Raw genomic sequence first — 18,221 nt, 5'->3', positions numbered from 1 at the left:
CCGCTATCTGATACGAACACTCCGACTTGGGAAACCCTTCGAACTACCGGAGGTTGGCCTCGGCGTACGCCCGCATCGCGTCACGCACGAATTCGGTTGTGCCGTCACCGTGTACGTCGTAGTTGGCCGCGAAACGCGGGTCGGCGACGTACATTTCGCCGAGTCCGATGAAGTACTCGTACGACGGGCGGCGCTGGGAGCCGATCCCGACCCAGTGGTGGTGCCGCGCGACGATGGCCTGGACCTCGGAGCTGTCGGGGGCGAGTCCGGCCGCATGCGCCCGGCCGTAGTCGGCGGCGATATCCAGGTGGGTCTGGAAGTACGCCTGCTTATCCGCCTCACTGAACGAGCGCCACCAGCGGTCACTGCTCTCGTAGGCGTCCTTGCCCCAGCGTTCGATCACCTCATCCTTGTACCGAGCGTGGTCGAAACCGTCGAAAACCTCTGCTGCCATGAGTTGTTCACCTCGTTCTGTCTTGTGCAGCGTGGTGGTCACCGACTCGATCTGGCGCCGGATCCGATCCTGTTCCTGCCGAAGCAATTCCAGGTGCGCGCGCAGCGCGGCGGCGGTGTCCTGTTCGCCCGCGAGAACTTCGGCGATGACCGGAAGGCCGAGACCGAGTTCGCGCAGCAGCAGGATGCGTTGCAGCCGAACCAGGGAGTCCTGGTCGTAGTAGCGGTAGCCGTTGGCGCCGATCCGGCTCGGCGGCAGCAGCCCGAGCTGCCCGTAGTGGCGCAGCGTTCGGCTGGTGGTACCGGCCGCCTTGGCCAGATCCTGGATGGACCATTCGGTGCCCGTTCCCATGACCTGTTCTCCCTTCTTTCTCGTCGGTACCACCAGCTTGCAAGTTGACGCTACGTCAAGGTCAACCCTTTTCGGCTAGCCTGCCTCGACCGGCACCCGCGGCACCACCACGGCAGGTGCGATCCGCGGCTTGGCGACCATCTGGCCGAGCAGCGTGCTGCCGAGCGCGATACCGAGGCCGAGCACCTGCACCGGGCTAAGCGCCTGACCGAGTGCGATCCACCCGATCACAGCCGCCGATACCGGGCCGAGCAGTCCGAGGAAGGCGACCGAGGTCGCGGGCACCCTGGCGATGCCGCGGAACCAGAGGAAATACGCCAATGCGGTGCCGATGACACCGAGATACAGGTAGCCACCGACGGCCCGGCCGTCGAGCGCGGGCGGCGCGCCCTCGATCAGGAAGGCGAGCGGTGCGATGAACAGCCCGCCCACGGTGAGCTGCCAGCCGGTGATCGCGAGCGGTCCGACACCCTCGGGGCGACCCCAGCGCTGGGTGAGCACGGTGCCCATCGCCATGGACGCCGCGCCGGCGAGTCCGGCGATGACACCGACTGTATCGAGTTGCGCATTGGCGCGCAGCACCACGAGTGCGACCCCGAATACGCCGATCAGGCCTGCGATCACCTTGCGCCCGTTCGGTTTTTCGGCGAGGACGACGGTCGCGAAGGCCAGTGCGAACATCGGCGCCACCGCGCCGAGGACACCGGCGACTCCGCCGGGCAGCCGGTAGGCGGCCAGGAACAACAGCGGGAAGAACGCGCCGATGTTCAGAACACCGAGTGCGGCGGCGCGCCCGACCCAGATCCCGCGCGGCAGTACGCGGGTGATGGCGAGCAGCACGAGTCCGGCGGGCAGTGCGCGCAGCAGCGCGGTGAAGAGCGGGCGGTCCGGCGGCAGGAATTCGGTGGTCACGGCATAGGTGGAGCCCCATGCGAGCGGGGCGAGTGCCGCGAGCGCCAGGGTGCCGGCGTACGAGTTACGCTCGGCGGTCGTCGTTGTCATGTTGGTCGCTCCTCATTGATAATCTCAACGTTGAAATATCTACGTTGACATGCCTCACCATCAAGTAGATTAACGTTGAGATAATTCCTTTCGGGAGGACGCCGTGGCCGACGCGATCGATCTGTTCACCGAGCACTGGAACCGGGAACGGCCGGACCTCGACGTGTCACCGATGGCGGTAATCGGACGTATCCAGCGATTGTCGCGCCTGCTGGAACAGGACCTGAAGAAGTTCTTCGCCGGGCACGGACTCGAGCTCTGGGAGGTCGACATGCTCGCGACACTGCGACGCTCCGGCGGCGCGGACGGACTCTCCGCAGGCACACTGAATCAGGTCGCCATGCTCACCTCAGGCGCCATCACCAACCGCATCGACCGCCTCACCGCCAAGGGGCTGGTCGAGCGTGCCCCATGCCCGGGGGACCGCAGAGCGATCCGCGTCCAACTAACCGCAGCGGGCCGCACGCTGATCGACGAGCTACTACCCCTGCACATGGCGAATGAGCAGCGGCTGCTCGCCCCGCTGGATAAACAGGACCGCGATCACCTGGCAGATCTGCTGCGCACCCTGACCGAATCACTGGGCGATACCGCGTCGTCCTGATCCGACACCTGCCCGATGACCCCTATGTCGCGCAGGCGAATTCGCCAATAGCGTCAATCGTGCAGAAGTCGCGCCCAGCGGCCGACGACACAGCATTTCCGGACGCGAGCGCGCCTCCAGGCACTGCGCTCCCGGGCGGCACCGAATCCTCCGGCGCGGCGACACCACCTGGCACGGCGGAACGTCCCGGCGACACAGCATTTCCAGGCACGGGCGCACCTCCGAGCACCGCGCTCTCGGGCGGGACACTGCCGCCGGGGACGGCGCTCCCGGACCGGGCGTTGCCGCCCGGCACTGCGTTTTCGGGCGCGCCACTCGCGCCGCCCGACAACGCGCTCTCGGGCACTATGCCGCCGCCAGGCAGCACGCCTGCACTCGCGCCATTCGGCAGCACGGCTTCGGGCGAGCCATGTGCACCACCCGGCACCTCGGGCAATCTATTGCCGCCAGGCAGCACGCCTTCGGGCGCACCACGGGGCACTGCGCTTTCCGAGTTGCCGCTTGTGCCGCGCGGTACGGCATGCTCATGACTTCCCGGCGGCGCGGTGGCGTCCGCTTTACCCTGGTGCGAATCCGGCACCAGCTGCATCAGTGTCGTGAAATCGACGACTCGGGCGCCGAGCGTCGGCGTCGCCACAATGACGCCATTGGTGAAAAGCCGGTAGGTACCGGCGTTTTCGGATAGCGCCAGCTCCGGCCCGAGCGGCTGGCCGAGGGCGCTGCTCGCGCCGCCGATCCGGCGGTATTCGGCATCGATCGGGGAGTCGACGACGAGGGTCTGCTTGCGCGGATCCACCGGTGTACCCGCACCGACCACGGGGGTGCCGAGTTCAGCGGGCGTCGGTCCGACATCGAAGGCGTAGATATCGGCCGGTTGCCCACCGTCCGGTGCGGAGGAGTACTCCGAACGCAGAATCCGACCGTCCCGCAAAAGCACAGTCCCCGCGGTCGAGGCGATGGCATCGGCCACGCGCGAATCCTCCTTGGCGGTACCGGGATACGCTTGGCAGTCGGTGGTATCGCAGGTCTGCGCGTACGGGTAGCGGTGCTCGGCCAACGCGTACGAACGCGCCGCGATCGCTTGTGCGCGAATGGCTTCCGTCGCACCCTTGTCAACCCAGTTGGCCTGTATTTCGGCGGGCACGACGCCGAGCAGATAGTCCTCGACATCCACGCGATTCACCGTGCGCGCCTCGCCGTGCTCCATAGCAACACCAAGTGAGCCGCGATATGCGGAACCGCCGCACAACGTCAGATGTTCGGCGGCGGGGCGGTTTTGGCGCGGGTTGAGCGGATAGATCCACGGGTCGGCGGTCGTGGTCTGCCACAGCAGCGCACCGTCACAGCCAACCGTGACAACCACATGCGCGCCACCGTTGGGCAGTGCGGTGAGATGCGCGACCTGGCCGGGCGGGAGCATTGTGCCCGCGACTCGCAATCCGGCGTCGGCATAGGCGTCCAGCGTCGAGTCGTCCTGGGCGAGCAGCCGCACCCCGACGGTGGTCGCTGAGATTTTGCTGAGCGTCGCGCCCGGGTAGTAGTGGTCGAGGATCCGCTCAGCGACCCAGCCGTCCAGGGCACTGCCGAACGCGCCGATCTGACTCATTCCGCGCCCGTGGCCTGGTCCGGCCAGCGGCCGGACCAGGGTTTCGGTCGGCCGGACCCAGCACGCGAGAACGGTACCGGCCAGCACAGCCGCAGCACCGGTGACCAGCACCGGAAGCGTGGATATCGAAGTTCCCGATATCCGCCGCCTGCCAATTCGTCCGCGTAGCGCCCGCGGTTTCACCCGCAATTTTCGCTCCCCCCGTGTCGTGTCATTCCGGTGCCGTTTGCTTCGCATCCGTTCACTCCCACGGTTTTCCAGGACCTGATCGGTTCGATACCTGTCGGCATGTCGTTTCATCCGGTCGCAACTCGAGAGCTACATTCGAGCAATCACTACGTAATTCTCAACCAGAGGTTTAGATTTGTGATAGTTGTCAACTAGTGTGGTTGTTGATGCATCAGGAAGCAACCCTGACATTCAGGCAGATGATCGCTCGGTTCGACCTGATTGGAGATGCTTGTGCCGTACCGCAAACCGAAACGGTCCTATGTGCTCCCGGTTGTCACCACTCTTGCGGTAGCGGCTCCGCTCGCGACTTTCACGCTGAGCGACTCGACCGATTACCGCTCGACCACCGGCGGTAGCGAACTCGCCGCAGTCCCCGCGCAGTTGGCCGAGGTGGTCCTGACGACGGTGCCCGACATCACCCTCCCGCTGCGCGAACTCACCGGTCTCAACCTGCCTGATCTGCATCTTTCGGATCTACGCATGTTGCCGATTCCGGAATCCATTCCGGTACCGCAGGGTTTGCCGCTGCCGCCCGGTGTCGAGCTACCGAAGGAAATTCCACTGCCCAAGCTCGATTCCGGACAGAGCACACCGAGCCAATCGCTGCCGGGCCAATCGGTTCCCGGACAATCCGTTCCAAGCCAGAGCACCCCCGGCCAATCGCTTCCTGGTCAAACCACTCAAGGCCACACCACTCCGGGCCAAACCGTCCCAGGTCAGACCCCCTCCGCAACGCAGGACACAACCCCAACCCAAGGCCGTTCTCCGGCCGCCGCTTTCATCGCCGATCCCACCCAGCTCGAACCCGACATCACCCCCGACACACCGGCACTGTCACCCGGCGCCGTCCCGCCGGAACTCCTCAGCCAGGTCGGCGCGCAGGTCAAGGAAGTCAGCCGCGATACCCCGTTCAGCGTCGTGGCACTGACGGCGCACGATCTGATCGATACCAAGGCGTTGGTCCGGGCCCGCCAGCCCGACGGCACCTGGGGTACCTGGTACGACGCCGACGCCGTCGACACCCGGCGCAACGATCGAGCGACGGGCGGCACCACCGGTACCGAACCGATCTACGTCGGCAATACCAAGTCCGTGCAGATCCTGGTGACCCGCAAGCCGGCCGTGACGGCCGCGCCGCGTACCCCGGTCGCGGGTGACGCGGAGGGCGCGGTGCCGATGCTGCCCACTCCCGTCGCCGGACGTTCCGATGATCCGGCGCAGACCGCCGCCGCGCTGACGGCCGTGCTCATCGATCCGGGCCGCGGCGCGATCGATGGCGCACTCAATGATGTCGCCGCGGGGCTGCCCGGCGGCGGACCCAATGTCATCACCCGATCCCAGTGGGGCGCGGACGAATCCATCCGCTGCGAGGACCCCACCTACGACGACCAGCTCGGCGGCCTCACCGTGCATCACACCGCCGGGCGCAACGACTACACCCCGGCGGAATCGGCGGGCATCGTCCGCGCGATCTACATGTATCACGCGAAGACCTTGGGCTGGTGCGATATCGGCTACAACGCCCTGGTCGACAAGTACGGCCAGATCTTCGAGGGCCGCTTCGGCGGACTGGATCGTCCGGTGCAGGGCGCGCACGCGGGTGGGTTCAACGAGAACACCGCGGGCATCGCACTGATGGGCAACTACGAGTCCGAGGAACCTTCGGACGAGGCGATCAATGCGATCGGCCGGTTCATCGGGTGGCGGTCCAAGATCGCGGGTCTGGATCCCAAGGGCTACACCACGATGTACTCCGAGGGCACCGAATTCACCTCCTATGCGCAGGGTGAAGCGGTTCGGCTGCCGGTGGTATTCGCACACCGCGACGTCGGCAATACCAGCTGCCCCGGTGACTCCGCCTACGCCTATATGGACCGCATTCGGAATATCGCGGCGGGCATATCGGTGCCGTCCGGCACCTCCCCCAAACCGCAACAGCAGGCACAGGCGCCAGCAACCCAGCAACCGTATTCTGCTCCAGAGACCCAGGACGATATCGCCACGCTGGCCGCACTCACGGCCAAGCTGCTCGGCATGGTGAGGCAGAATGCGATCGCCAAACACTGGGCCGATAAGGGCGGTCCGGATGGTCCGCTCGGCGCGGCCGTCTCGGAGCCGCTGCCCGCCGCGCAGGGGCAGCAGTACGCGAAGTTCGTCAACGGGTACGTCTACACCGGCCCGAATGGTCAGGTGTTCGAGGTGCTCGGCGCGATCCTGGATCGCTTCCTCGCCCTCGGCGCCGATGCCGGTGTCCTCGGGCTGCCGATGAGCAATAGCTACGCGGTGCCGAACGGGCTGCGCGCCGACTTCCAGTACGGCTCATTGGTTCTCAACCAGCTGACCGGCATCGTCAGCACGGTCTGGAAGACCTACAACGACACCTACCAACAGCAGGTCAACCGCAACCCGGTCGGCCAGGTGAGCGCACCAGAGCCCGCGCCCGCACCGGCCGGCTGACCGAACCGTTCAGACCCACCAGCGCTCGAGCACCTGCGCCACACCGTCGTCGAAGTTCGCCGCCGTGACCTCGTTCGCGGCGGCGATCGCCTCCGGATGTGCATTGGCCATCGCGACGCCGTGACCGACCATGGTGAGCATCGGAACATCGTTGGGCATATCGCCGAACGCGATGATCGCCGAATGTTCGACACCGAGGCGTTCAGCAACGGTGGTCAGACCGGAGGCCTTGGTGACGCCGGGGGCGGAGATTTCGATCAGGCCATGATCGGTCGAATAGGTGAGATCGGCGCGGTCGCCGATCAGCGGTGCGAGGACCGCGCGCATATCGGCGCTGGGTGTGCCGCGTAGGCGAACCAGCATTTTGATGGCGGGCGCATCGATGACCTCGGCGCGCGAGACCTCGGTGTCATCCGGATTCAGCCAGGCATGTTCGTATTCCGGCGAACTCACGAATTGCGGTGTCACCGCGTCGTGCGCACTGGCGCCGACGCGTTCGGCGGCGAGGCCGCAGCCGGGCAGCGCGTATTCGGCCAGGTCGGCGATCCAGGCCAGAGTGTCCACGTCCAGGGTCCGGCTGGCGAGCACCCGGTCGGCGGCGCTGTCATAGATCACCGCGCCGTTGCCACAGACGCACAGCGGCGCATAATCCAACCCCTCGACCACCGGATCGATCCAGCGCGGCGGCCGTCCGGTCGCGAGTACAAACGGCACCCCATCGGTGATCATGGCAGCAACGGCCGCCTTGGTTCGTGCGGTGACCCGCTCGTCGTGATCGATGAGGGTGCCGTCCACATCGGTGGCAACCATCTTCGGCTTGGGCAGGTGCAGGCGCGTCACCTATTCCATCCTGCCGGAAGACCATCTCGGCGAGGTCGCGACTGTCACTGCGATGGTGGTCGACGCCACAGGGAGTCATCGGCCCGCAGCGTCGGGTCGGACGGTCGTTTCGCCAGATCTGGCGGTAGTGAAACCGGCGCTGCCTGCGGATTCACCCCCATGGCGGCTGCGTGCCCGCCTGATCGGTACCTGTTTGCGGATACGGCTGTGCGGCAGGAACACCTGCTGCCGGACCATATTGCAACGGATAAGGCGTCGGCCCGGAGGGATACCCGGCTGGTGGCACAGCGAGTCCGTATGGGTACGTCGCCACGGGTGGGGTGGCGACCGGGTGGTGGTTGAGCCAACGCATCGTCGGGGGCACCAGGGCGAGCACCGCCGTGGCGATCGGGAAGATCAGCCCGACCAGGCCGCCGATACCGCCGCTGATCTCGGCCGCACCACCGCCCGAGGTGGTGTAGCGCAGGGTTACCGCGTACTCCGCGATCCCGGCGACCACCACCACCACACATCCGGCCACGACGAGGACCCGACCGAGCGGCCGCCTGGTGAACAGCAGCACCGCGCCGACACCGAGCAGGAACGCCGTGACCACCGCGATCGAACCGGTCGCCAGCATGTAGGACTTGACCCAGCGCTGCGCGAACAGCCCGGTCGAGTCGTATTCGGCAAGATCGGCGGCCAGGTCGGTGAGCCCGAGCACGATATTGAATCCGCCGCCGAGCAATTGCCCAACACTGCCGATACTCGCCAACACCCCGGCCGTGATCGCGGTACCGCCACCTGATGCGGGTGCCGGAGCCGATGGATAGGGCTCATAGTGCGGATAACTCACGAAATTCCCCTCAGAGCGTCGAGAAGAGCCTGGACGCATCGATCTCGCCAGGATAGAGGACATGCCGATCTCACACGTGTCGCACGCGCTCGCACGCACGTCCTTATGATCGGGGACTAATACTCGATGCTGGCCCGACCAGCCGTACGACCAGAGGACTGATGACCGGCTTCCTGCTACGACGCGCGTTCAACTATGTCGTGCTGTTGCTGCTGGCTTCGTTCCTGACTTTCAGTCTGGCGTCGCTGACGTTCACGCCGCTGGACAGTCTTGAACAGCGCAATCCACGTCCGCCGCAGGCGGTGATCGATGCCAAGGCCGAACAGCTGCATCTCAACGAGCCGATCCCGCAGCGCTATATCAGCTGGCTGAAGGGTATCCCGAAGGGTGACTTCGGCGAGACGCTGGCGGGGCAGCCGGTCAGCGAGGAGTTACCGCGCCGGGTGCTGGTGAGTCTGCGGCTGCTGATCATCGGTTCGGTCGTCGGTACGGTGCTCGGGGTTTTGATCGGTGCGGCGGGGGCGATCCGCCAGTACAAATTCAGCGACTACTTCACCACTGTCGTGTCCCTGCTGGTACTGAGCACACCGGTGTTCCTGCTCGCCACCTTGTTGAAATACGGTGCGCTGGAAGTGAATACGCTCACCGGATCGCAGATCTTCCTCTATACCGGCGAGACCTCGGCGAACAAGATCAACGGTTTCTTCCCGCAATTGCTCGACCGGCTCCAGCATCTGGTGCTGCCGACGGCCGGTCTGGCCCTCGGCGCGATGGCCGGTTACAGCCGCTATCAGCGCAATGCCATGCTCGATGTGCTGCAGAGCGATTTCATCCGCACCGCCCGTGCCAAGGGTCTGACCCGCAGCAAGGCGCTCTACAAGCACGGCCTACGGACCGCACTGATCCCGATGGCGACGCTGTTCGCCTACAGCCTCGGCGGATTGATCACCGGTGCGACCTTCACCGAAAAGATCTTCGGCTGGCACGGCGTCGGTGAATGGCTGGTCAATTCGATCAATGCCCAGGACCTCTACGTTGTCGTCACGGTGACGGCATTCGCCGGTCTGGTGGTGCTCGTGTCGGGTCTGCTATCCGATGTGGTGTACGCGATCCTCGACCCCCGGGTGCGTGTGTCGTGAGCGAGCGAGGCGGAGTCGTGAGTGAGCGCAGCGAACGAACCATCAACACAGCACCATCGGGCGCGACGGAGCCGAGCGCCAGCGAGGCGGAGTCGTGACCGAAGCCGAGATCATCGTCCAAGGGGCGCCGGAGGCCGCAGCCACCGGTCGGCGCAAGCTCGTCCTGCGCCGCTTCCTGCGCAATAAGGCCGCCGTCGCCGGTGTGATCGTGCTGCTGATCCTGGTGCTGGCCGCCTATGTGCTGCCGTACTTCTGGACCTGGGACTATCAGGAACTCGATGGCACGGCGCTGCGCAAACCGCCGAGTGCCGAACACCCTTTCGGCACCGACGCGATCGGCCACGATGTGTTCGCCCAAACCCTGCGCGGTATGCAGAAATCGCTGATCATCGGCTTCTGCGTCGCCATTATCAGCACCACCATCGCGGCGCTGACCGGTTCGATCGCCGGACTCATCGGCGGTTTCACCGATCGGGCCATCATGTGGCTGGTCGATCTGCTGTTGGTGGTGCCGAGCTTCATCATCGTCGCGCTGTTCGCGCCGAAGACGAAGGGCAGCGGGTCCATCCTGCTGCTGATCCTGCTGCTGAGCGTGTTCGGCTGGATGATCAGTGCGCGCATTGTGCGTGGCCTGACCATGAGTCTGCGCGAACGCGAATTCGTCAAGGCCGCACGGTATATGGGCGCGCCGACCAGGACGGTGATCCTGAGCCATATCCTGCCGAATATCGCCTCGATCCTGATCATCGACACCACGCTGTCGGTGGGCGCGTCGATCATGGCCGAAACCGGTTTGAGCTTCCTCGGATTCGGTGTGCAGTCGCCGGACGTCTCGCTCGGCACGCTGATCGCGTCGGGCACCGCGTCGGCGCTCACCTTCCCCTGGCTGTTCATGTTCGCCGGTGGACTGCTGATCGTCATCGTGCTTTCGGCGAATCTGGTCGGTGACGGATTACGTGACGCATTCGATCCCAGTGCCAAACGGGCTCGCTCGCGCAAGAAGGCTGGGTCGGAAAAGAAGGTAGCGGCATGACGGACCCAGCGGATCAGATCACCAACGAAAAGAACTCCACCGCACCGCTGTTGGAGGTCTCCGACCTGCGGGTCTCCTTCCCCAGCGAGGAGGGCCGCATCGACGCCGTGCGCGGGGTGAACTACACCGTCTCCGATGGCGAAGTGCTCGCCATCGTCGGCGAATCCGGATCCGGTAAGTCGGTGTCCTCGCTCGCGGTGATCGGCTTGCTGCCGGAGCAGGCACGAATCACCGGTTCCATCCGGCTGCGCGGCCGCGAACTGCTCGGGCTCGGCGATCGCCAGATGTCCAAGCTGCGTGGGCGTTCCATCAGCATGGTGTTCCAGGACCCGCTTTCGGCGCTGACGCCGGTGTATCGGGTCGGCGATCAGGTCGCCGAAGCCCTGCTCGCACATACGGATATGACCAGTCGAGAGGCATCCGCGCGGGCCGTCGAGCTGCTGGATCTGGTCGGTATTCCGGAACCGGAATTGCGCGCCAAGGCATTTCCGCACGAGTTCTCCGGCGGTATGCGTCAGCGCGTTGTCATCGCCATGGCCATTGCCAATGATCCCGCGCTGATCATCTGCGATGAGCCGACCACCGCACTCGATGTCACGGTGCAGAAGCAGATCCTGAACCTGCTGCGCAAGGCCCGCGATATCACGGGTGCGGGCGTCATCATGATCACCCACGATATGGGCATCGCCGCCACACTCGCCGATCGGGTCGCGGTGATGTATGCCGGAAAGATCGTCGAAACCGCGCCGACGGCAGAGCTTTTCGCCGCACCGCGGATGCCGTATACGGTCGGCCTGCTCGGCTCGATTCCGCGCATGGATGGTCCGCCGCGCAGCCCACTGATCCCGATCGTCGGCGCACCGCCCGCCATGCACGCGCTGCCGCCGGGTTGCTCGTTCGCACCGCGCTGCCCCATCGCGCTCGATGACTGCCGGGCGGCCGAGCCACCGTTGGAGAAGACCGATCCGGGCCATTCGGCCGCCTGTATCCGCACCGCGGAAGTCACCTCCGCCGATCTGTTCGAGGCCTACCGCCAGGAAATTCTGGAGCCGAGCGCCGAAGCAGACACTGATGAGCGGGTGGTGTTGCGGGTTTCGGATCTGGTGAAGACCTATCCGATCACCTCGGGTGTGGTGTTCAAGCGCCGCAAGGGTGAGGTCCGCGCCGTCGACGGCATCAGCTTCGAGGTGCGGGCCGGACGCACATTGGCGCTGGTCGGCGAGTCCGGATCCGGAAAATCCACCACACTCACCCAGATTCTCGACCTGGTGCAGCCGCAAGCGGGCAACATCGAGATCATGGGCAGCGATATCGCGACCCTGACCAAGGCGCGCAAGCGGGAGATCCGCCGGAAGATGCAGATCGTCTTCCAGGATCCGACGGCCGCACTCGATCCACGGCTGCCGATCTTCGACGTGCTCGCCGAACCGATGCGCATCGATGGCCGGCCCCGCAGCGAAATCGCCAAGCGGGTACCGCAATTGCTCGAACAGGTCGGTCTGCGGGCCGAACACGCCGACCGCTATCCCGCGGACTTCTCCGGCGGCCAGAAACAACGCATCAGCATTGCCCGTGCGCTGGCGCTGGATCCGGAAATTCTGGTACTCGACGAACCGGTGTCGTCGCTGGATGTGTCGATCCAGGCGGGTGTGCTGAATCTGCTACGCAACCTGCAGACCGAACACGGACTGTCCTATCTGTTCGTCTCGCACGATCTTTCGGTGGTTCGCAATCTGGCCCACGATATCGCGGTCATGTATCGCGGGAAGATCGTCGAGGCCGGGCCCGCCGAACAGATCTTCGACCGTCCGAGCAACGACTACACCCGGGCGTTGATCGATGCGGTCCCGGTGCCGGTCGTCAGTCGATAGAGGGAGAGCGCGATGCGATCGAGAACCCGAACCAAATGGGCGGCACCGGTGGTCGCGCTGGCTCTGATCGCGGCGGGCTGTGGTTCAGGCGGCGATTCGACGGCAGGGCTGTCGGATACGCTCGGCACCACCAATGACATCAACCCCAAGAGCGTCGACGAAGTCCGCGACGGCGGAAATCTGCGCCTGGCGACGACGTCGTTTCCGGCCAACTGGAACACCCTGTCCAATGACGGCAACGACGGCGAGATAGCCGATATCGAACGGCCGCTGATGCCGCGCTCGTTCAATACCGACGCCGCGGGCGCATTGTCCATCAATAAGGACTATTTCACCGATATCGCGCTGACCAACACCAACCCGCAGCAGGTCACCTACACGATCAATCCGCAGGCCGTCTGGTCCGACGGCAATCCGATCACCTGGGAAGACATCAAATCCGAGGCCAATGCGCTCAGCGGTAGGGACAAGCGATTCCTGATCGCCATCACCAACGGATTCGAATTCGTAGACAAGGTGGAGCGCGGCGTCGACGATCGCCAGGCCATCCTGACCTTCAGCCACCCCTATGCCGAATGGCGCGGCCAGTTCGCCGGCAATGCTTCGCTGTTCCCGAAATCCGTTACCGCCGACCCGAATTCGTTCAACCATAGCCTGACCGATGCGATGGGGCCGAGCGCCGGGCCGTTCCAGGTTGTCGCCACCGACCGGTCGCAAGGCCGAATCGTGTTGGGCCACAACCCGAAATGGTGGGGTGCCAAGCCCAAGCTCGACACCATCACCTACAGCGTGCTCGACCATTCCGCGTGGACGACGGCACTACAGAACAACGAACTCGACTTGGTGCAGCTGACCACGGTCGACGATGTCCAGACGGTGCGCAATACCGGCGGCCTTGCGGTGCGCCGCGCACCGGGTAATCGCTGGCGCCACATCACCTTCAATGGCGCGCCGGGGTCCATCCTGTCCGATGCCAAGGTGCGCGTCGCCATTTCGCGGGCCATCGATCGGCAGGCGATCGTCAGCGCGATTCAGAACGGGCTGGTGGAGAATCCCAAGCCGCTGAACAATCACATCTTCCTGCAGGGGCAGGCGGGATACCAGGACAATAGCCTCGGCTTCGATCCGACCGCCGCGGCCCGCGAGCTCGACCAGGCGGGGTGGAAGCTCAACGGCGATGTGCGGGAGAAGGACGGGCGCAGGCTCGTCATCCGCGATGTCATGTACAACGACCCGACCTGGGTGCAGATCGCCCAGATCATCCAGCAGAACCTCGCCGAAATCGGGGTGGGGCTCACCATCGATACCAGGCCCGGCGTCGGTTATTTCACCGATGTCATCCATCCGGGTAATTTCGACGCCGCGCAGTTCATCTGGTCCGGTGATGCGTTCGCGTTCAGCAGTATTCGCCAGGCGTACTACTACGACCCGAACGATCTGCAGGGCAATTACGCCCGCGTCGGTTCGCCGGAGCTCAATGCCCTGATCGATCGCACCCTGTCGGAATTGGATCCGGCGAAGGCGCTCGAGCTGGCCAATGAGGTGGATCGCAAGGTGTTCGAGGAGGGGCATTCGCTGCCACTGATGCAGAGTGACGGCAGCTTCGGCGTCCGCGCGGACCTCGCCAATATCGGTTCCCCCGGCCTCGCGTCCTACGACTACACCAAGATCGGATTCGTGAAATGACCACAGCACGTATCGCCCGGCAGCGCCGGGTGGGAATGCGGATCGCGGCACCCGCCGTCGCCATCGCGCTGATTCTGTCCGGGTGTGGATCGGGCAATGATGTGACGGCAGGTTCCAGCTCGATCGGCACGGCCAACGACATCAATCCGAAGGATCCGAGCGAACTGCGCGACGGCGGGAATCTGCGGCTGGCGCTGACGAACTTCCCGGCGACCTTCAATGCCTCGCATGTCGACTCCGACGGCGAGGTCTCCGATCTGGTTTCGTGGGCGCTGCCGGGCTCGGTCAAATCCGATGCGGCGGGCGATATCACCACCGATACCAACTATTTCACCGAGATCAAACTCACCAAGACGAATCCGCAGACGATCGTCTACACGATCAATCCCAAGGCGGTCTGGACCGACGGGACGCCCATCACCTGGGAAGATCTGAAATCCCAGGCCGAGGCGCTCAGCGGACGCAACCCGGCCTTCCAGGTGGCGGCAACCCAGGGCTACGCCCAGATCGGCACGGTCGAACGCGGCGTCGACGACCGGCAGGCGATCGTCACCATGGCCGAGCACTATGCGGAATGGCAGGGCATCTTCAGCCCGTTGTACCCCAAGGCGTCGACCGCGACCCCGCAGGCCTTCGACGACGTGAACCGCAATGGGCTGCCGGTTTCGGCGGGTCCGTTCATGATTTCGTCGATCGATAAGGCGCAGCAGCGCATCGTATTGAGCCGCAATCCGAAATGGTGGGGTGATACGCCGAAGCTGGATACGGTCACCTACAGCGTGCTCGACTACTCCGCCCGGCTGAACGCACTGCAGAACAACGAACTGGATTCGGCGACGGTATCGGGCATCGATGAGGTCAAGACCGCCTCGAACGCGCCCGGCATCACGGTGCGTCGCGCGCCCGCGTCGCGGTTCTCGCACTTCACCTTCAATGGCGCGCCCGGCTCGATCCTCGCAGATCCGAAACTGCGCGTTGCCATTTCGAAGGGTATCGACCGGCAGGCCATCGCGACCTCGGCGCAGCAGGGGGTCGTGGTCGACCCGAAGCCGCTCAACAACCACATCTTCATGGTTGGTCAGAAGGGCTATCAGGACAATGCGGCAGCGGTGGCCTACAACCCCGAACAGGCCGCCAGAGAACTCGATGATCTCGGGTGGAAGCTCAATGGCGATGTCCGCGAGAAGGACGGCCGAAAGCTAGAAATCCGCGATGTGATGTACCAGCAGGAGAGCTGGGTGCAGATGGCCCAGATCGCACAGCAGAACCTGGCGAAGATCGGCGTCAAACTGATCATCCAGACCTACCCGGGCAATGGGCTTTTCACCGATGTAGTCGACCCGGGCAACTTCGATATCGTCCAATTCACCTGGAACGGTGGCATTCTCCCGCTCGGTGCGCTGCCGCAGATCTACGCCTACGACCCCGCCAATACGCTGAGCAATAAGGGCAAGATCGGTTCGCCCGAACTGAACGCGCTGATCGAGCGGACAATCGCCGAACTGGATCCCGAGAAGGCGATCGAGCTGGCGAACGAATGCGACAAGATGATCTTCGAGGAGGGCTTCTCGCTGCCGATCGTGCAGTCCGCGGGCACCGTGGCAGCGCGTGCGGAGTTGGCCAATTACGGCGCCTTCGGTCTGGCATCGGTGGACTACACCAAGGTGGGGTTCGAGAAATGAGATTCGCGGTAACCATCGCCGTACCCGTTGTCGCGCTCGGACTGATCGCGACCGGTTGCTCCGATAACACAATCACGCCCGGCACGGTCGATATCGGCAGCACGAACGACATCAACCCGAAGGATCGCAGCGAACTGCGCGACGGCGGGAATCTGCGCTTGGCCATCACCAACTTCCCGGAGAACTTCAACTATCTGCATATCGACGGCACCACCGATACCACGTCCTTGGTGATCAATCCGACGATGCCGTCGCCTTGGGTGAGCAATGCCGCGGGGGAACTCACCGTCGATCACAATTACTTCACCGACATCAAGCTGACGAACACCAGCCCCCAGCAGGTCACCTACACGATCAACCCGAAGGCCGTATGGTCCGATGGCAGCCCGATCACCTGGGAGGACCTGCGATCGGAGGCGGCCGCGCTGAGCACCAAGGACCCTGGCTTCCTCATCTCCTCACCCAGCGGCTTCGACCGGGTCGAGAAGGTCGAACGAGGCGAGGACGACCGGCAGGCGATCGTCACCTTCAATAAGCCGTATGCCGAATGGCAGGGTCAATTCAGTCCGCTGTATCCGAAGTCTGTCACTGCCACGCCGGATGCGTTCAGCAACGCCGACCGCGACACTCTCCCGGTCAGCTCGGGTCCGTTCATGCTCACCGACATCGATCGCGCGCAGAACCGGATCACGTTGGGCCGCAATCCGAAATGGTGGGGCGACACCCCGAAGCTGGACACGATCACGCTCAGCGTGCTCGACGCTTCCGCGGTGCTGCCCGGGATCCAGAACAACGAGATCGACTATGCCTATATGTCCGGCATCGAGAATGTGACCGGCGCGAGGAACTCGAAGAACGTAGTGGTGCGGCGCACGCCCGAGCCCAGTTGGTCGCATCTGACCTTCAACGGCGGCAAGGGCGCCCTGCTCGAGGATCCGCAACTGCGCATTGCCATTTCGAAGGCAATCGATCGGCAGGCCCTGGTGACCGCCGCCCAGAACGGTGTCGTCGAAAATCCGACGCCGCTGAACAACCACATTTACATGAAGGGCCAGAAGGGCTACCAGGACAATTCGGCGCCCATCGCCTACGCCCCAGAAGAGGCGGCGCGGATGCTCGACGAGCTCGGATGGAAGCTCAACGGCGATGTCCGCGAAAAGGACGGCCGAAAGCTGGAAATCCGCGATGTGATGTACCAGCAGGAGGCCTGGGTGCAGACCGCGCAGATCGTGCAGCAGAACTTGGCGAAGGTCGGGGTGAAACTGACCATCCAAACCGTGCCCGGCCAAGGGTTGTTCAAGGACGTGATCGATCCGGGGAACTTCGACATCGCCCAATTCAGCTGGGGCGGTAGCGTTCTACCGCTGGGGGTGCTGCCGCAGGTCTACGCGTATGACCCGAGCAAACCTAACAGTCAGGGAAGCAATAAGGCCCGCATCGGATCGCCGGAACTGAACGCGCTGATCGAACAGACCATTGCCGAACTCGATCCGGCGAAGGCCATCGAGCTGGCGAACAAATGCGATCAGATGATCTTCGCCGAAGGCTATTCGGTGCCATTGCAGCAGGCCTCGGGCACCTACGCGGTCCGCGATAACCTCGCCAACTACGGCGCCTTCGGCCTCGCCTCCCCTGACTACACCAAAGTCGGCTTCCTGAAGTGAAAATCGGACCGGGCCACCCCCTGGCCTATCCGGTCTGCGTGACGATCGGCGCCCTGGTTGTTTGTCTGGCCTGGGCGCCGTTCGGCGACTTGGACCAGGTGGCCGCATTGGCGACCGTTGCGCTCGGAATTCTGGGCTATACGGGTTTTCAGCTCGCCAGGGCGTTGGGCTTGCTGCCGAATGGTTTGGCGGATATCGGCCCCCGCCGGGATACGTCTGGCAGCGGCATGGACGGCGGCGCAGGCAGCTCGGATACCAGCAGTGGCGACGCGAAACGCGAAGATGCCGCACGCACCGTCGAGATCAAGCGGGTGCGCCAGCAAAATCGACTTGTCAGCCGCAGCTGGCTCGAGATCACCGAAAACTATCGGACTCGCTGGCTGCCGGTGTTTTTCGAGCCCGCCCTGCTCGCCATGACAGCGGCCGAGGCCGACGTGACCGACCGATCCGTCGATACCACCACCCTGCACTTCTACCCATCCGGAAAGGCACGCAGCTGCGAACCTCCCGGCCGCCTGATCGACAACCCTTCCCGCCCCGATCCCGACGCCGCGATCCTCGCCACCGACTCCGCGCGGGTCCGCCGCCGCCTCCTGCTCGACGCCCAATCCACCGTCGCCGCCCCCTTCGTAGCCCTCATGTGGGTCTACATAGCCGCAGGCGGGTTCACCGCCTTCCTCGCCGCCACCTCGGTAGCCGCCGCCACCGCCATCTGGCTCGCCGCCGTCCGGGGCTCCGACCCCAGCTGACCTGCCCAGCGGTGCGT

The 18,221-nt window shown here is 64.6% G+C and carries 14 protein-coding genes; 9 read left to right on the top strand and 5 right to left on the bottom strand.

Annotated features, from left to right (window positions below; genetic code table 11):
• Positions 1–43: 43 nt before the first annotated feature.
• The gene (locus tag AB0L63_RS10140; RefSeq protein WP_364497421.1) at positions 44–805 is read right to left on the bottom strand and encodes a MerR family transcriptional regulator; all 762 of its coding nucleotides are present in this window, start codon (positions 803–805) and stop codon (positions 44–46) included.
• 75 nt (positions 806–880) lie between these two features.
• Positions 881–1,807, bottom strand: coding sequence for an EamA family transporter (locus AB0L63_RS10135; protein ID WP_364497418.1), 927 nt, complete (start codon positions 1,805–1,807; stop codon positions 881–883).
• Between the two features lie 103 nt (positions 1,808–1,910).
• On the opposite strand from AB0L63_RS10135, the gene AB0L63_RS10130 reads away from it, so the two are divergent.
• Positions 1,911–2,411 (top strand): MarR family transcriptional regulator, encoded by a 501-nt coding sequence (locus AB0L63_RS10130; protein ID WP_364497415.1) that lies wholly within the window; start codon positions 1,911–1,913, stop codon positions 2,409–2,411.
• A gap of 22 nt (positions 2,412–2,433) precedes the next feature.
• Here AB0L63_RS10130 and AB0L63_RS10125 read toward each other — a convergent pair whose 3' ends face one another.
• Positions 2,434–4,128, bottom strand: coding sequence for a SpoIID/LytB domain-containing protein (locus AB0L63_RS10125; RefSeq protein WP_364497412.1), 1,695 nt, complete (start codon positions 4,126–4,128; stop codon positions 2,434–2,436).
• A gap of 345 nt (positions 4,129–4,473) precedes the next feature.
• On the opposite strand from AB0L63_RS10125, the gene AB0L63_RS10120 reads away from it, so the two are divergent.
• Positions 4,474–6,705 (top strand): N-acetylmuramoyl-L-alanine amidase, encoded by a 2,232-nt coding sequence (locus AB0L63_RS10120; RefSeq protein WP_364497410.1) that lies wholly within the window; start codon positions 4,474–4,476, stop codon positions 6,703–6,705.
• A gap of 9 nt (positions 6,706–6,714) precedes the next feature.
• Here the strand turns inward: AB0L63_RS10120 and AB0L63_RS10115 are convergent, their stop codons facing one another.
• Positions 6,715–7,536, bottom strand: a complete 822-nt coding sequence (locus AB0L63_RS10115; RefSeq protein ID WP_364498168.1) for an HAD family hydrolase — start codon at positions 7,534–7,536, stop codon at positions 6,715–6,717.
• Between the two features lie 160 nt (positions 7,537–7,696).
• On the bottom strand, positions 7,697–8,380 hold the full coding sequence (locus tag AB0L63_RS10110; RefSeq protein ID WP_364497407.1) for a hypothetical protein: 684 nt from the start codon (positions 8,378–8,380) through the stop codon (positions 7,697–7,699).
• A 161-nt stretch (positions 8,381–8,541) separates the two neighbouring features.
• Between AB0L63_RS10110 and AB0L63_RS10105 the strand changes: the two genes are divergently transcribed.
• The 7 genes from AB0L63_RS10105 to AB0L63_RS10075 all read left to right on the top strand — a co-directional run bounded on the left by AB0L63_RS10105 (position 8,542) and on the right by AB0L63_RS10075 (position 18,204).
• Positions 8,542–9,519: an ABC transporter permease gene (locus AB0L63_RS10105; protein WP_364497404.1), complete on the top strand. Its 978-nt coding sequence runs from the start codon at positions 8,542–8,544 to the stop codon at positions 9,517–9,519.
• A 94-nt stretch (positions 9,520–9,613) separates the two neighbouring features.
• Positions 9,614–10,552, top strand: a complete 939-nt coding sequence (locus tag AB0L63_RS10100; RefSeq protein ID WP_364497402.1) for an ABC transporter permease — start codon at positions 9,614–9,616, stop codon at positions 10,550–10,552.
• Positions 10,549–12,423: an ABC transporter ATP-binding protein gene (locus AB0L63_RS10095; protein ID WP_364497399.1), complete on the top strand. Its 1,875-nt coding sequence runs from the start codon at positions 10,549–10,551 to the stop codon at positions 12,421–12,423. Before AB0L63_RS10100 ends, AB0L63_RS10095 begins: the two co-directional genes overlap by 4 nt.
• Before the next feature lie 12 nt (positions 12,424–12,435).
• Positions 12,436–14,109: an ABC transporter family substrate-binding protein gene (locus AB0L63_RS10090; protein ID WP_364497396.1), complete on the top strand. Its 1,674-nt coding sequence runs from the start codon at positions 12,436–12,438 to the stop codon at positions 14,107–14,109.
• The gene (locus AB0L63_RS10085; RefSeq protein WP_364497394.1) at positions 14,106–15,791 is read left to right on the top strand and encodes an ABC transporter family substrate-binding protein; all 1,686 of its coding nucleotides are present in this window, start codon (positions 14,106–14,108) and stop codon (positions 15,789–15,791) included. Before AB0L63_RS10090 ends, AB0L63_RS10085 begins: the two co-directional genes overlap by 4 nt.
• Complete coding sequence (locus AB0L63_RS10080) at positions 15,788–17,455, top strand: ABC transporter family substrate-binding protein (RefSeq protein WP_364497391.1); 1,668 nt, start codon at positions 15,788–15,790, stop codon at positions 17,453–17,455. The genes AB0L63_RS10085 and AB0L63_RS10080 overlap by 4 nt, the downstream gene beginning before the upstream one ends.
• Positions 17,452–18,204 carry a hypothetical protein gene (locus AB0L63_RS10075; protein WP_364497389.1) on the top strand — a complete coding sequence of 251 codons (753 nt, stop codon included), beginning with the start codon at positions 17,452–17,454 and terminating at the stop codon, positions 18,202–18,204. The genes AB0L63_RS10080 and AB0L63_RS10075 overlap by 4 nt, the downstream gene beginning before the upstream one ends.
• Positions 18,205–18,221 lie beyond the last annotated feature (17 nt).

The organism is Nocardia sp. NPDC051990, from assembly GCF_040680755.1.
Taxonomy (GTDB): Bacteria; Actinomycetota; Actinomycetes; order Mycobacteriales; family Mycobacteriaceae; genus Nocardia.
This window is presented reverse-complemented; position numbering and strand designations above follow the sequence as displayed.